The sequence below is a fragment of the Neptunicella plasticusilytica genome (assembly GCF_047922965.1).
GTDB classification, from domain to species: Bacteria; Pseudomonadota; Gammaproteobacteria; order Enterobacterales; family Alteromonadaceae; genus Neptunicella; species Neptunicella plasticusilytica.
On record NZ_CP150481.1, the window covers coordinates 3149359 to 3165355 of the forward strand.

The 15997-nt window shown below is 44.2% G+C and carries 15 protein-coding genes; 3 read left to right on the forward strand and 12 right to left on the reverse strand.

Annotated elements, in window-relative coordinates; all coding sequences use genetic code 11:
* Positions 1–135: 135 nt before the first annotated feature.
* Together V1467_RS14135 and V1467_RS14140 are read right to left on the reverse strand one after the other, a co-directional pair.
* Positions 136–1737 carry a carboxylesterase/lipase family protein gene (locus V1467_RS14135; protein ID WP_416305615.1) on the reverse strand — a complete coding sequence of 534 codons (1602 nt, stop codon included), beginning with the start codon at positions 1735–1737 and terminating at the stop codon, positions 136–138.
* A 190-nt stretch (positions 1738–1927) separates the two neighbouring features.
* Positions 1928–2218 (reverse strand): DUF2845 domain-containing protein, encoded by a 291-nt coding sequence (locus V1467_RS14140; protein ID WP_416305616.1) that lies wholly within the window; start codon positions 2216–2218, stop codon positions 1928–1930.
* Between the two features lie 255 nt (positions 2219–2473).
* Here V1467_RS14140 and V1467_RS14145 point away from each other — a divergent pair, with 255 nt between their 5' ends.
* Complete coding sequence (locus V1467_RS14145; protein WP_416305617.1) at positions 2474–2812, forward strand: YggL family protein; 339 nt, start codon at positions 2474–2476, stop codon at positions 2810–2812.
* Positions 2813–2866: 54 nt separating this feature from the next.
* Here V1467_RS14145 and cyoE read toward each other — a convergent pair whose 3' ends face one another.
* The 7 genes from cyoE to V1467_RS14180 all read right to left on the reverse strand — a co-directional run bounded on the left by cyoE (position 2867) and on the right by V1467_RS14180 (position 10380).
* Positions 2867–3751 carry a heme o synthase gene (cyoE, locus tag V1467_RS14150; RefSeq protein ID WP_416305618.1) on the reverse strand — a complete coding sequence of 295 codons (885 nt, stop codon included), beginning with the start codon at positions 3749–3751 and terminating at the stop codon, positions 2867–2869.
* Positions 3752–3789: 38 nt separating this feature from the next.
* Positions 3790–4167, reverse strand: coding sequence for a cytochrome o ubiquinol oxidase subunit IV (gene cyoD / locus V1467_RS14155; RefSeq protein ID WP_416305619.1), 378 nt, complete (start codon positions 4165–4167; stop codon positions 3790–3792).
* Positions 4167–4817 carry a cytochrome o ubiquinol oxidase subunit III gene (cyoC, locus tag V1467_RS14160; RefSeq protein ID WP_416305620.1) on the reverse strand — a complete coding sequence of 217 codons (651 nt, stop codon included), beginning with the start codon at positions 4815–4817 and terminating at the stop codon, positions 4167–4169. The genes cyoD and cyoC overlap by 1 nt, the downstream gene beginning before the upstream one ends.
* Entirely contained in the window at positions 4814–6832 is a 2019-nt protein-coding gene (cyoB, locus tag V1467_RS14165) for a cytochrome o ubiquinol oxidase subunit I (protein ID WP_416305621.1), read from the reverse strand. Before cyoB ends, cyoC begins: the two co-directional genes overlap by 4 nt.
* A 2-nt stretch (positions 6833–6834) precedes the next feature.
* Positions 6835–7749, reverse strand: coding sequence for a ubiquinol oxidase subunit II (cyoA, locus tag V1467_RS14170; RefSeq protein WP_416305622.1), 915 nt, complete (start codon positions 7747–7749; stop codon positions 6835–6837).
* A 195-nt stretch (positions 7750–7944) separates the two neighbouring features.
* Positions 7945–8322, reverse strand: a complete 378-nt coding sequence (locus V1467_RS14175) for a hypothetical protein (protein ID WP_416305623.1) — start codon at positions 8320–8322, stop codon at positions 7945–7947.
* A gap of 438 nt (positions 8323–8760) precedes the next feature.
* The gene (locus tag V1467_RS14180; protein WP_416305624.1) at positions 8761–10380 is read right to left on the reverse strand and encodes a methyl-accepting chemotaxis protein; all 1620 of its coding nucleotides are present in this window, start codon (positions 10378–10380) and stop codon (positions 8761–8763) included.
* A 538-nt stretch (positions 10381–10918) separates the two neighbouring features.
* On the opposite strand from V1467_RS14180, the gene V1467_RS14185 reads away from it, so the two are divergent.
* Complete coding sequence (locus V1467_RS14185; protein WP_416305625.1) at positions 10919–11485, forward strand: hypothetical protein; 567 nt, start codon at positions 10919–10921, stop codon at positions 11483–11485.
* Positions 11486–11605: 120 nt separating this feature from the next.
* Here the strand turns inward: V1467_RS14185 and V1467_RS14190 are convergent, their stop codons facing one another.
* Positions 11606–12388 carry a hypothetical protein gene (locus tag V1467_RS14190; protein WP_416305626.1) on the reverse strand — a complete coding sequence of 261 codons (783 nt, stop codon included), beginning with the start codon at positions 12386–12388 and terminating at the stop codon, positions 11606–11608.
* A 180-nt stretch (positions 12389–12568) separates the two neighbouring features.
* Positions 12569–13552, reverse strand: coding sequence for a helix-turn-helix domain-containing protein (locus V1467_RS14195; RefSeq protein WP_416305627.1), 984 nt, complete (start codon positions 13550–13552; stop codon positions 12569–12571).
* Between the two features lie 293 nt (positions 13553–13845).
* On the opposite strand from V1467_RS14195, the gene V1467_RS14200 reads away from it, so the two are divergent.
* A complete protein-coding gene (locus tag V1467_RS14200; RefSeq protein WP_416305628.1) occupies positions 13846–14583 on the forward strand; it encodes a PEP-CTERM sorting domain-containing protein in 738 nt (245 codons plus the stop codon).
* A gap of 253 nt (positions 14584–14836) precedes the next feature.
* Here V1467_RS14200 and V1467_RS14205 read toward each other — a convergent pair whose 3' ends face one another.
* Positions 14837–15634 carry a substrate-binding periplasmic protein gene (locus tag V1467_RS14205; RefSeq protein WP_416305629.1) on the reverse strand — a complete coding sequence of 266 codons (798 nt, stop codon included), beginning with the start codon at positions 15632–15634 and terminating at the stop codon, positions 14837–14839.
* Positions 15635–15997 lie beyond the last annotated feature (363 nt).

A 15997-nucleotide genomic window follows, 5' to 3' on the forward strand; every position in this document is an offset into this window, starting at 1 on the left:
TTTATTTAATCGGCTGTGCCAGTGCCTCATACCAAATCCATGGCACTAACAATGACTACCAGCAAAAAACAGAGCGTTAAACGCGGTTACAAACCAGATGCCAGTCAGCCAAAAAGTTGACCGGCGTTAACTGTGCTATTTACCCGACTTCAAATCAAAACCATTAATGGCAGACATTAGCTCATAACGTTTGCGCAGCAATGACATATCTTGCGTCGTTATTTGTTTATCAATCACAATACGTTGGTTATCTGCAAATTCAGGCCACTCGGGTAACTCAGACCCGTTAGGGTTACCTGTCTTGATAAAATTGATAAAATACTGCTGCATATTGGCGGATATGGCGTAGTCATCGTCATTCCAGTCAAATACCTTATTGCTGGCCAGGTTCCCCATGGCATATTCAATTTCTGCCGAATGCACAGCGCCCCGACTGCTGGGTTGTGCGGGTTTATCCTTGGCTTTTTTTACCAAACCGCCGGCCAGTGCCGGTTCCATATCATCATACTCTGGCGCCAGTTGTGGTCTTGGATGCGCATATAAATAATAAAAAACATCATGCTCGCTGCCGCGATTGACCAGTTCCGCCCATATCCAGGTGCTGTAACTTAAAAATCGATCACTGGCTAACTCCTGCGCGGCATCCATTACCGAGCCGCTATCGGTGGCCGGATACAGCTCGACAAACTGTTGATAATGTTCTGGATATAACTGTTTTACTGCTGTCTGATAATTTTCCACAGTGGGGGGACGTTCGCCCAAAACCTGATTAAAACTTCCTTCCTGAGAATTAACCCCTGCCAACAAAGGCACCTTAGCGTATTGACCTTTTTGCAGCATTTGCAACGGATCCTCTGGGAAGAAATGGTTGTCGATATTAGGTCTAAACCAGATAAGCTGTTGCTGAGCGGTTTTATCCAGTAACTGTTGAGCATCGAGCTTGCGCAGCTCGGCAATAGATTTGGCAGCCAATTTATTGACTATTTCGATACCGTTCTGCTCTGCCGTATGCAATGAATTGGTAGAAAGATTCGAACCTACTACCGAGCCGCTTTCACCAATCACCCCGGCAATCAAATCTTTACTTAATGGCGAAATCATCAAGGCACTCACCGACATGGAACCCGCCGATTCGCCAGCAATAGTGATACGCTGCGGGTCGCCACCAAAAGCGGCAATATTGTCTTTGACCCAATGTAACGCCGCAACCTGATCTAAAAAGGCATAGTTACCCGAACCGGCGTAGTCAGTTTCAGCACTTAGTTCGGGATGAGCAAGAAAACCGAATATACCCAAACGATAATTCACCGTCACCGTTACAATACCGTTTTGCGCCATGCTGGTACCATCATAACGAGGTTCGGAACCATCGCCGGCAATAAAACCGCCACCATGAAAATAAACTAACACCGGCTGTTTGTTCTGCGGGGTTAAGTCATTACTCCAGATATTCAAATATAGGCTATCTTCACTAATCTTCGGCGAGCGAAAATTCATATCACCAAATATTGGCAACTGCATGGGCCGCGAAGCAAAAGACTTAGCCTGTTTAACACCTTGCCAGGATTCCATTGGTTGCGGTGCTTTCCAACGCAAATCGCCTACCGGCGGTTTAGCATAGGGCACGCCCTTGAATTCATATACATCGCTTTCTTGCGCGTATATACCTTCTATTTGGCCTTTTGTGGTTTGGACTTGCAAAGCGCTTTGGGCTGCACTGGTGCTAAATGACACCATAGCTAGCAACCCCAAGTTTAAGATTAACCATTTGATTGTGCTTAAATTTATTTTCATAGTCGGCTCTATCAAGATGCGAAAAATTAAAGCTTACACAAATTTATTCATACATCCAGTTCGAGTCGAAACTTCCAATCAGATTATAGAGTTGAATTAGTGAACGTTTTGAGATTGATAAAGCGGGACTGAATCAATTTCGAGGTCCCTCGGTGATGCTATACAACTTGCCATCCCGGAACTCAAGGATTTGTAAGAATCGGCCACTACCAAAGTCGTAAAAATACGTTGTAACCTTAACATAGGCATCATCGAACTTTACGTAACCTGAATTCTGTTCAGAATCCGGTTCCCCACACTTGTTCTTGACTTCATAAGTCGAATCCCCCTCCATCACCAGTTTATTTTTGCATCGAAGCAGATCGGTCGAGGCATATCCGGCGTTACAAAAAAGCAGCAACGATACTAGCAAGCTCTTATTCATTTCTTCCCTTATGCACTTTGTTTAAAACCACTGATTAATAATAGCGACAAATCAACAATCAGTCATGCCAGTGACCAAGCTCCGCTGTTCCAATCTATGCCTGGTTGCGCAAGATCGGTATAAAAGAATGAGTGAGCGGTGTTTTACTTCAATGCCCGTTGCAAAAAGCTGTTAGTATGCGCGCAATTTAACCCCGTGAGTCATTATTTTCTCCGGGTAACAATTAATCCTTTTTCGCTTTTTATAGGTATCAGCATGTCAGAAAAAACCACCCGCAACAGACGCATACGTAAAAAATTGTACCTGGATGAATTTGCCATCCTGGGGTTTGAATTTAGCTGCAAGTTAACGGCTGATTCACAAGCCGATTATGAGCAATTTTTTAACCATTTTGCCGAGTTAGTCGATAGCCGCCATCTTTACATTACCCTTGATAATGACAGCGAATGGCTAGAAGGTTCGGTGACCTCGGCAGACCGCTATGGCAATGCGACCGATGAAGATCGTGAAGCAATTAACACATTTCTGAGTGCTCAAGCTATCGCCAGCGAAGTCAAAGTAGGTGATTTGGTTGATGCGTTTTACGCAATGTAATATTTGAACATCAATGGCATGGTTCCCGTGCCATTGATGTTCGGCGCTGGAGCGCTAATTTAACATCACCAGTTGTGGCGCGATATTTTGGTAATCCAGTGCCATGGTCAGGCTCAGCGCTGTGATATTGAGAATAGAATAAGCAAAAATTTGTCTAGCCCACCCCACTATATTGATGTCTCGTCGATAACCACGCAAGGCCATCAGTAACCACCAAAAACTGCTAATACACGTCACCGCCATAAAAGCCACGCCCGTATAACCACTAATCGGTAATAATAGGGTCACCAGCGCATAAACAGCGATATACAGCAAAATATGTAACTTGGCTTTATCAATCCCCTCGGCCACCGGCAAGACCGGAATATTAGCCGCTTTATAATCATCAAAACGGAATATGGCAATCGCATAGGAATGGGGCATTTGCCACAAGCTGAACATAATCAACAAAATAGCTGCACCGGCATCAAATTGGCCGGTTACCGCGCAGTAACCCACCACCGGCGGCACGGCGCCGGATAAACTACCCACCAAAGTGCCATAAACCGAATGGCGTTTCATATATAAGCTGTAAATACCTACATACACCACATACCCCAAAGCCGCAAAAAATACCGCCATGCCAGTGGTGTAAATGGCCAACAATGCAAAACCGACTATACCAAGTACAACTCCATGGCTTAACGCAGCAAAAAGTGACATTTCTCCCGTCACCGTCACCCGTTGGCGAGTACGTTGCATTCTGGCGTCAATATCACGGTCAATGCAGTTGTTAATCGCACACCCCGAAGCGACCACCAAGGATAACCCCACCACGGTGGCGAGCATTAGTTGCCAGTCAATCTGACCTCGAGAGGCGAGAAAAAAGCCGCCTGCTACCGAGATCAGATTGCCAAAAATTATCCCCGGTTTAGTCACTTGCAAATATCTTCGCAACATAGCGAGTCTCCTCAATGGGCGGAATGTACCGACTGGCGTCAGTACATCATCATCGCGTTGGATTCGTAAATAATCCACACCGACAAACCAACCACCATCACAATAATCGACGCGCTAAAAATAAATGCGATGGAGCTGGCTTTGCCTTCTTCAGTAATAAAGTTCAGGTGTAGAAAATATTTAAGATGCACCCAAATCTGCACCACTGCCGCGCTCACCACACTCCACAATACGATTGCCTGAGAGTAACCACCGTGCATCACCAGGGCAAAAGGCACTACGGTTAATAGCACCGACAGTACAAAACCAATCAGGTAGGATTTTACATCACCATGCGACGCATCATGATCAGTGCCATGATCACTTCCGTGGCTGGCGTTAGCTTGTTCTAATACTTGAAGATTACTGACACTCATTACATGGCTCCCATTAAATAAACAACGCTGAAAACACAGATCCAGACCACATCCAAAAAGTGCCAGAACAAACTCAGGCAACTTAATCGGGTGACAGTTTTATGGCCTAAACCATGACGCGCCACCTCAATTATCAGGGTGGTCATCCAGATAAGGCCCGCAGTCACGTGCAACCCGTGCAATCCCACCAGCGAGAAAAAACTGGTCAAAAAGGCACTGCGTTGCGGGCCGTTGCCCTCGCTAATAAGGTGATGAAACTCGTTAATTTCCATACCTATAAATACCGCACCAAAGACAAAAGTCACAGCCAGCCAAATCAGTGTGGCTTGTTTGTTTTTGGCATGGGCAGTAATCATCGCAAACCCAAAGGTAATGCTACTTAGCAATAATGCGGCGGTTTCGATGGCCACATAATTCAGATCAAAAATCTCTTTGCCCGACACACCGCCAGCGGTGTTCATAAACAACACGGCATAAGTGGCGAAAAAAGAGGCAAACAACAAACAGTCAGTCATCAGGTAAAGCCAAAAACCAAACACATTGTTGCTGGGATGGGCATGATGTTCATGTCCATCCCCATGTTTATGAGCGTGCCCGTCGTTATGTCCGGCACCGGTGCCCGGATTCAAACTTGCTGGAATAGCGGTCATGCGTTAGCTCCTTCCCGGTTGTTTTGAATATGTACGTTTTGCAGATGGTTACTTTGTAGATGTAATTGCTCAATTTCTGCTACTTCTTCCGGCATCACGTAATAATCCACATCTTTGCTATAACAACGTCTGAAAAACACCCCGATACCAAACAGCAAGCCAACCGCGGCCAGCCACCAGATATGCCAAATCATGGCAAAACAGAAAGTAGTGAAGCCGGCGCTCATTAACACCCCGGCAGAGGTATTTTTCGGCATATGGATCGGCAGATAATAATCAGGCTTTTGATAGGCCTGACCTTTCTCCTTCATCTCCGTCCAGGCATCGATATCACTCACTGTGGGGATTTCAGCAAAGTTGTAATACTGAGGAGGAGACGCCGTTGACCATTCCAGTGTGTGACCATTCCAGGGGTCGCCAGTGGTATCGTTTAATACTTCACGGTTTTTGTAGCTCACAACCAACTGAATGATTTGCGCCAAAATACCGAACATCACGATTACAGCACCGCCACAAGCGATATATAACCACATATTCCAGTCCGGATTATCGGTATGGTTTAAACGCCGGGTCATACCTAAAAAGCCAAGTACATATAACGGCATAAAGGCCACAAAGAAACCGATAAACCAGCACCAGAATGAGGCTTTCCCCCAACGTTCATCCAGTTTGAAACCCACCGCTTTAGGGAACCAATAAGCAAAACCGGCCATATAACCGAACACAGCTCCACCGATGATAGTGTTATGGAAGTGGGCAATCAAAAACAGGCTGTTATGCAATACAAAGTCGGCACCGGGAATGGCCAGCAACACACCCGTCATACCACCAATGGTAAAGGTCACCATAAAACCCAGCGTCCATAATACCGGCGGCGTAAAATGCAAACGGCCACGGTACATGGTAAATAACCAGTTAAACAGTTTCACCCCGGTGGGCACCGCGATCACCATGGTCATCACCCCGAAAAAGGCGTTAACGTTAGCGCTGGACCCCATGGTAAAAAAGTGATGCAACCAAACCACAAAGCCCAGAATCGAAATAGCGCCACTGGCATAAATCATCGATTTATAACCAAACAGACGTTTACCGCTAAAAGTAGAGATAACTTCGGAAAAAATACCAAAGGCAGGCAAGATCAGAATGTAGACCTCGGGATGTCCCCAAGCCCAGAACAGGTTGATATACATCATGGCATTCCCACCGGCTTCATTAGTGAAGAAGTGGAAATCCAGATAACGATCCAGAGTTAACATCGCCAGTACCGCGGTCAGGATCGGGAAAGACGCAGCAATCAGGATATTGGCCCAGGTACAGGCCCAGGTGAATACCGGCATATCCATCAGTTTCATGCCGGGCGCACGCATCTTGAATACTGTCACCAAAAAGTTGATCCCGGTCAACAACGTGCCTAACCCGGATATCTGTAAGGCCCAGATATAATAATCAACTCCCACCCCCGGACTGTAGCCCAGCTCCGATAGCGGCGGATAAGCCACCCAACCTGTTTTAGCGAATTCACCCACACCCAGTGACAGGTTGATTAAAATCGCGCCACCGGTGGTAAGCCAGAAGCTCAGGTTATTCATAAACGGGAAGGCCACATCACGCGCGCCAATTTGCAGCGGCAAGACGATGTTCATTAAGCCAATCATAAATGGCATTGCCATAAAGATGATCATGATCACGCCATGTGCGGTAAAGATTTGATCATAGTGTTCAGGAGGCAGATAACCTTCTGCACCGCTAGTGGCGACGGCCAACTGAGTTCGCATCATAATCGCATCGGCAAAACCGCGTAGCAGCATCACCAGTGCCAGCACAATGTACATAATGCCGAGTTTTTTGTGGTCAATCGACGTGACCCAATCGCGCCAGAAGATGCCCCATTTCTTGTGCTTGGTCATCATCGCTGCGATGACAAGGCCGATAATGGCAACCACCGCCAGGGTGGCCATCACAATCGGTACGTGAAAGGGCACGGCGTCCCAGGTTAATTTTCCAAACAATGACATAATTACTCCCCTGCCCCCATTTGCATGTGGCCCATGTGAGCGGAATCTTTCGGTTTTGTGTAATAGTCCATTTCGCCGTAGCCCTGCATGTAGTGCATGACAATGGAATGGAACAAACCCTGTTGTACATGGCCAAAATAAGCTACTGGATCGTTTTCGCTCGGTTGGATGAGCTGTTGATATTCGGCTTTGGTTAAATCGCCACCTTGCTGGCGCACCTTTGCAACCCATGCGTCAAACTCGGCCTGCGATGGGGTAGCAATGGCTTTAAACTGCATACCGGTAAAACCGGCACCACTGTAGTTGGCTGAATAACCGTCAAAGGTGCCGGGATGATCAGCAATCAGGTGGACTTGTGTTTCCATCCCGGCCATCGAGTAAATCTGGCTACCCAGTTGTGGGATAAAAAACGAATTCATCACACTTTCAGAGGTAATCTTGTATTCCACCGGCACGCCGGCTGGAAAAGCGAGTTCGTTAACCGACGCAATGCCAAGCTCCGGATAGATAAACAACCATTTCCAGTCCAGTGACACCACTTGCACTGTCATGTGTTTACCCTTGCCTTCCAGTGGTTTGTAAGGGTCAAGGTCCTGGGTGGATTGCCAGGTAATCACACCAAGCACTACCACAATAATGATGGGAATTAACCACACTATCGCCTCTATTTTGGTCGAGTGGGCCCATTTGGGCGCATAGATTTCAACATTTTGACTTGCTCGGTATTTCCAGGCGAAATACAAGGTCAAAAAGATCACCGGCACCACCACTAACAGCATCAGAATGGTGGAAATAATGATCAGGTTTTTCTCGTCTACACCCACCTGACCTTTAGGATCGAGTATCCCGCCAGAACAGCCACACAGCACCAAACCAGTGGCAAGCAAAGCGAGTTTGTAAAGGTTTCGAATAAACAAAACAATGTTTCCTTTAACCCAGAGATTGACAACGTCATCGCCCACGAAGAACGATATGTGAACTCCGACAACGGTCGGAAGTATTAAGCCAAATGACTGCAGGGGCCGATCACAAGGACCGAAAAAAAGGAAATTGAAACCAGCACCTTGAACCGCTAACTCCCGCAGGAAGTTAAGCGAATCAAACAACAATCATTACTGGCTAAATGGAGGTGCCCGACACCCATGAGCGTACTGCAACAGGCTGCGGACAGAGGTATCGATAAGAGTAACGATCTTCCGGTTAAGCGTTGCGCCGAACAGGCGCAAAAAGTGGAGTAAATCAAGGAGTAACAAACACAATAAAAATAGTACTGGGCGAGTTAATTGTGCCACCACAATCAATGCACTGATGCAGGCTGCAGTAAAAAACTCGATAATCGGCAGTTGATTAAACGGGCCAATAAATTCGGCGGCGCTGTCGGTAATACCACATATATCAAGTAGGATTTCAAGGCCAAAAAATAGCACTAACAGCACACCATAACCGGCTACCCGTTCCAGTTTGGAACAGACTAGTTTGGAAAATGGCATAGACGACTGCATCGAAATTTAACTACCTTGACAACCAATAACAACAGCGATTTGAAGCGATTGAATGACTCAAAACCGATAAATATGGGTGCGTATGATAACAATCATGCAGATATGGATAAAGTGCAATTATGTAAATTATTAATATTTAAAATCTATAAATAGAACAAATCCATTAATATTAAATTTAATCTATTGATAATAATATATTTTATTTAAGCGTATTAAATTCATAAATACACTTTATTGAGCTAAAAAGGTCATTATACCTAACTAATTTTATGATAAATAAAGCTCACAATAGCAAAATGAACCAAAACAAACAAAATAATAACAAAATTAACATTTTAGAAACGTAAAATGCCGTTCACCTGAAGTGAGCGGCATTATTTTTAGTAGCCTTCTGTTTGTAATCCGTTATGCATATGCCCTGTGAGCCTAGATACGAAATTTTCTGGTTAGTAGGCTCAATGCCTCAGCCAGCTTGGATAACTCTTGAGTGGCTGTACTGGATTGACTGGCTCCGGTTGCCACTTCGTTGGCAATATCCCGAATATTGGTCAGGTTTTGATCCACTTCCCGCGAAACATTAGCTTGTTCTTCAGCTGAACTGGCGATCGTCATGTTTTGCTCGTTAATACGCGACACTGATTGAGTAATCTCAAACAGCGCATCGCCAGCCTGTTTGGATATTTCCAAGCTCTTTTGCGCTTTTTCATGGCTACTGTGCATGGAACTGACGGTTGATTTAGTGCCCGACTGAACAGCCTGAATCACCTGCTCTATTTCTGTCGTGGAATGTTGAGTACGATGTGCCAGAGCCCGAACTTCATCAGCCACAACAGCAAAACCACGGCCTGATTCTCCAGCCCTCGCGGCTTCAATCGCGGCATTAAGAGCCAGTAAATTAGTTTGATCGGCAATAGCACGAATAACATCCAATACAGTACCAATACTGTTTACCTGTTCTGCAAGTGTATTAACACCGGACATGGTCTGCTCAAGCTCCGTAAGCAGTGAATTGGCCATTTCAATAGTATGTTCAACTTGCTGACGTCCGGAATTGGCGGTTTGCTCTGCTAATTCCGACTCCTTGGACATTGACACCGCATTTTCGGCCACATCTTCCACGGCCACTGTTAGCTCGGTTACAGCGGATACGGCCTGTTCTAACTGTTCGTTTTGCGAATTGATACCACGAGTAGATTGTTCAGTAATGGCGCTTAATTCTTCAGAAGTTGATGCAAGCTGGCCTGATGACTCTTGAATTTGATTAATCGTATCACGTAAATTACTTTGCATTTTAGCTAGCGTTTGTATCATGTTGGCGGTTTCATCTTTGCCGTCATCCCGGATAGACTTCGACAAATCACCACTAGCAATCGATTCAGCCAAATTTAAGACTCTTTTCATTGGTGTCACCAAGCTGCGTGTAAATAACCAGGCAAACAGCACCACAATTGCCACGGCAATAGTCATCAATAGCGAAATAATCCAAATAGACTGATTGAATATTTCGGCAACCTTGGTGTGGCTACTATCAACTCGTTGACGCTGAAAATTGACAATATCCCGAACCACTTCAGTCACATGCTGACGCACAACTTTCATTTGCCCTTCTTGCAATAACAGCGCGCCTTCCAAATCTCCCTTCTCCAGTAAGTTCATTTGTTGCTGTTGATAGTCAGAAAAGGCCTTTATATCCTTCTCCAAAGCCAACATTAAATCCTTTGCCTCTTGAGCCCGGGCCAAACTCGCCATGGTATCAAGCAAGTCATCCAAAGACTTTTTTGCCTTAACCACTTGTGCTTTATATTCTATTTGCCGTTGGCCTTGTGAGCCCAGCACGTTGGCATTTTGTAATCTGAAATGATAGAACTCAGACATGATGCCCATCGCTGACTCTAACGCCGGCACTCTATGATCGGCAATAACATTCATCTCAGAATGAAAATCATTAAGCCTGATAATAGCGATTACACCCAATACCAACACCAACCCACCAACAATACTGAAAGCTAAAGCGGAACGCAGCCCAATAGATATACGTCTTAACATTGAAAACTTCCTCTACATTCCAACATCTCGATGGCCGAAATTTAGGGCATACCATCAAGAAAAACTGTTGGATATTTTCTCATTACAGTCTGTTGCCCAGTTGCAGATTTGAGTATATTTTACGCTATTTTTATATTTTCTTTACGCTTTTTTTACGCCAACTGAATATTTTTACCATAATCTCTATAATTCCGGTCAACCTATATCAAAGAGCACAAATATGGCGAACCAAAGCCATCAGCACGTAATCGGGTGAGCTCTTGAATTTAAAGGGAATAAATATTTGTTTGATGAAAAACAGATAAAAATGGTTGCCTATCCGGTTAGGCAATGACCTTTAAGAAAAATGACTTGATTTAGTATTGAGCTAAAAATTTTTATTATTAACTACCTAATTTTAATAGGTTTTGTTAATTACTGAAATAATCCTTTTTCTTCTGCCTATACTTAGCGGTGAATTCAGATTCCCGTCCACAGTAAACATTCCGCAGCAGTCAATGTTGGACTTTTATCCCTCACTTAGAAACAGGATCAAATCATGAACAAAGTACATTTGTTAACGCTTACTGCGCTGTCCGTTATTGCCACATCGACTTACGCGGCTGACTCTGCAGACGAAAAAATACAACGCGCCATGTCGGCGGCTCCAGCCTCCATTAGTGAGCATGCAACCATCATGGATACTGACGGCACAGAATTAAGAAAAGGTAGCAACGGCTGGACGTGTTTTCCCGACACCATGCGCGGAGATAAAGCACCAATGTGCAACGACGCTTTATGGATGGAAATGATGCAAGCATTGATGAATAAAGCAGAATTTAAAACCGATACCATCGGTATTTCATATATGCTACAAGGTGAACCTACTGGTTCCGGCGTCAGTAACGCAACCCCGTATCACAACGATCACAAAAGCGCCAAGGACTACGTTGAAACCGGTCCACATATTATGATCATTGTTCCTAAAAGCATGTTAAAAAATATCCCTACCGATCCTACCGTCGGGGGCCCCTACGTAATGTGGGGCGACACGCCTTATGCCCACATTATGTTGCCGGTATCATTGGACGGTAAGCAAGTCGTTACCCCAAACATTGACCAATAAAAAAACCGGCGAGCCAATATTGGCTCGCCGATTATCTTTTATCATCGTTAAACAATGCCGACTGACTAACATCCAGCTATGTTAGTCAATCACCCCTTGTCGGGGCGAAGTAAACTAACACTAATCTTTACCCAGTAAATCTTTAAGTTTACTGCCAGCCTTATCCAGTAACTTTTCTTTCTCTTTATCAATTTTCTCTTTGACTTTTTCCTTGGCCTTTTCTGCCAGAATATCCTTGGCGCGAGATTTGGCCTGGGCAATGATATTGTCCAGCATGCTGTCGAGAATAGCAGCCATTGCTTTATCTGCGGGCAAACCGTCTGGCTGACCTAGCGGCCCGGCATTAAAAGTAGGTAGCGTCACGTTATAGCTTTTTTTGTCCAGTTTTAATTCGCCAGTATCGAGTTTTTCGAAATCAATCAAGAGGCGTGCATTGGCAATGACAACATTGCCGATGGTAATTAACGGCATTGTCTCGTTATCCGATGTTACGGGAGAGTCCTGTGCAGGTAAATTTGCTTGCAGGTTGCGCTTTAGCACCATCAAGTTACCCTCACCGGAGGCGTCAACCTCGTAGAGTATTTCCGGTTTATCTATTCGGATTTCCTGAATAGAATAGGGCTCGCTGAACGCACCGCCGAGATCCAGAGAAACCAGGGCAAAACTGATGGCATCTGCATCGCTAAAACCGTCCGGATTGTTAACTTCCAGACCGCTAATCACCAGTTGACCTTGTTGCGGAGTAAGCTTAACTGATGCCACTTGCACAGAAGTTCCCAGAAAAGCACTGCCCTGTTTTTCAATTTGGCTGCGAATAAACTCATCTGCTCCGCTAAACAGATACCAAACGCCGCCTGCCAACATCACCGCCAGCAGCCCCACAACAATGAACAACTTTTTCATCAGCTTCTCCCATTTTTATACATTAATAAATGTGACCCAGATTTATAGCGCACCAAGCGTATTGTAGATTGGATCCGCGCAAACAACGAAATACCTATGTAATCATAAAAATGCAGATTGATGGATTGCTTGTTAGCTGAGGCAAAAGATGTTTTGGAACAATAACTAACTTCTAGTTACCTAGTATCTATTTATTTTAAGGGCCCGAAGTAGCGTGGTAGAGGGAAGTTCTCCAAATAAATGCAAATATTCATTGGCAAATCGACCTAAATGCCAAAATTGCCAATACATTGCCACCTTGGTTACCGTAACATCATTGTTGTCCGGTTTACTCAGTTGAGCGCGCACGCGGTTTAATCGAAGGTAGTAAAGGTAAGCATTAGGTGTGAAGCCCAATATCTTCTTAAAACTATATTGCAGGTTGCGTTGACTCAGGTTTAGTTCAATACAGATATCCACAATAGTCGGGCAGATACCATTGGCAAGAACGGAATCAATATATTCCATAGCCTCACTTACCCTGGCTTTGGCGCGTCGGCGAGCAGTTAAATCCTGTTGAGGCTGTTGGCTAACCGATGACGCATCCAACGCCAACAATAGCCTGTCTACAATGGATGAGCATAAGGCTTGATTATCATCAGCCATTTCCGCACCTGATTGAAACAAAGGGTGTGAATAAAGGTTGTTGGCAAAGGCTTCTAACGGCTTTCGAAGCGGAGATTCAAAAACAAGCATATCCTCTGGCACCGCCTCCCAGCATTGAGGGGAAATGGCTCTTGCCCGCTGCAGAAAGTGAGATTGATTAAACCGGAAATAAACCGTTTCAACATCACTTGCAACCTGAACATCTATCTCGCATCCACTGGGGATAAAAAACAGTAAATTATCTTGAGAATCATATTCTGACAGTCTTACTTGTGCATTCGTCGAGCGCGCAAACGACACAGTGCAAAACGGACTGTCCATAATACCGCGCTTATGGACCATACAATTTTGATGCTCAAAAAACACACTGACATCATCATGTTGGATCTCGCGCAATTGGCCATGGAAGGTACCGGTAGAGAGTTGGCTAATCTCTAGAGGCAACCAGCCTTGAGCCAACTGCTGTTCAAACGCATCACGTAAAGGATGTTCGCGAAAAAACGCATTTTGACTAGGCATGATGGACACAAATGAAACATAAATTCATAGCTATTCGTCCAAATATAGGTCTGTAAGTTTTGCAAAATGGATTGGTGATGTTGAACGTTTCTACCACGCTGTTTGCTCAAAATGCAAGCAGAACAATGTCATGCCAAAAAGTACTTAATTCAGTTGTCCTCCGGATAAACCCATACATTTTAGTCGCCATCATTTGTTTAATTTGGGTTTTGCGAAAATCGGATAGTGGGCTGACGTCAAAGTCATTATGCTGCACATCAAGAAGATGGGGAACTACAATAAAAGGTAAAAAAATGAAAAATATAATAGTTGGAATTGGTCTTTTGTTTACTAGTTGTTTTGCGAATGCAGCGCTAGTGACATACCACGACTATACCCTCGACGACGAGACTAACATTGTTACTGGCGGCGGTTTGGAATGGCTGCAATGGGACGTTACCGTTGGTATGACCATCAATGAAGCCTTAGCAGATATCGCTGACGGTATTATTAATGGCATCACTTATGGTTCCGGATGGCAGTTAGCGACCAACGTACAGATGGCCTCACTATTCAATACCTTTGTATTAGGTGCAACAGTGCCCTGGGACGAAAGTGAAACCACCGGCCAGCAGGCTAAAAACTATGATGGTCCAACAGTAGAAAACACCGGTACCGATGCTGAATTGCAGATGGTGGCGTTATTTGGTAGTACCGATCCGGATAACGTGGATACCAGGGGTAGTGATGATCCTGTCGATTTTACTGGTGCATTGTTCGGTAACGATATGAATGGAGACGGATTGTACAACTCTGCCATAGTCATGGATGATTTCGCGGTAAAATATGCAGGTAATTTCCATGGCTTCAATTACTTAACCTCGGATGCTTATAGCGCAGATTATCGCCGTTCAGCTAGCGGCGCAAGCGCCATTGGCGTCGCTTTCGTGCGCACACCTCAAGCATCGACAGACGTTGCCGAGCCTGGTGCAATAACCCTGATGGCAATAGGATTATTCGGTCTAGCAATTCGTCGTAAATACACCGTTTAAAATAGGCTCTGTTTACAACAGTCGTTTTGTACTCGATGACATAGATATCTACACAATAAAGGCGCTTAATCGCGCCTTATTGCTTATTGAAAGAAAATCACGCCTACAGCAGCGCAGCCAGGATAATTCATCGAACCATTCTGGCTGAAAAGCCGCTGGCTTTCGTCTTCTCGTTTCTCATGCTCAGTGCCAACGAATATTATTTTAATCACCACAACAACAAATCATCTTTCTAAAACACAGAAAAAAGGATTTATAAATAATTAGAGCTAAACCAGGTATCCTGAAGTTTGTTATAAACGCCATTAGCCTTAAGAGTGACTAATGCTTTGCGGATTTTTGTGACAATTTCAATATCGATAGTTTTGTTAGCGGCAATCCCTAATTCAGCTTGTCCAGTAACAAAAACCTGTTTAAATTGGTCTGGTTTTAATCCCATCATTTTCGCCGCCATAAAAAAACCGACATCATTGTTATAATTTAAATCCACCCTGCCCAGCTTAAGCATTTTTATGCATTGCGCTTGATGCTCAACGATACTAACGCCTTGAATATGATCAGGATAAATATTCAAGGTTTTGATCGACACATCGCCTCTTGGCAACGCAATAGTGTATTGATGGACATCATCTAACTTGTTAATACTGATATCTTTTCTATCGTCAAGAGCAAACACGCCCTCATTAACCCGATAAATGGTATCTACCCACTGATACAACTTGTCTCTTTCCGGTGTTTTGGCCATGGTAAAGAGTAAACTGTTAGGCCGCTTAGCGACTTTTGCAAGTGCGCGTACCCAAGGCACCGCTATATATTCCACCTCAAGATCAGTCAGCTTGACTATTTCTTTAAACAATTCGACAGAAAATCCAGAATGTCCGCTTTCTTCGTCTAACACTTGAAAAGGAGGATAATCTGCTATGTATACTTCTAATGGTGCTGAATATGCTTGGTAAGTTGACAAAAAAATGGAATATAAAAAGACCCGTATCCATACTTTACGTCTTACATTGAACCAAGTTTTTAAACAATACAAACTGTAATTCACCATCTACTTTCAAAACCATTAATTGTAATTAGTGAGCGACTCACTTTACCTTACTACAAGAATTTTACCTATAACAACGACAAGCGATAACTGTATAGCTCGCCGTATATTCAGTTTAAGCATTCGCTGCGTCAAACCTAGAATATCATTGTAAAAAATCCAATGATTACAACAGACCTAGTTGGAAATTTTGCCGGATTTATCACACTAAATTATTTCGTCCTGGACAACCCTAGTTGGATATTACACCGCCCACCATATTTGATAAAACGTTCAGGAAAGTAAGTGACGCCCAACTTCAAGTTCAGCGGTAGAAAATACGCAGCTTTTTAAGTGGTTAACTCAAGACTGTAGATATAAACACGA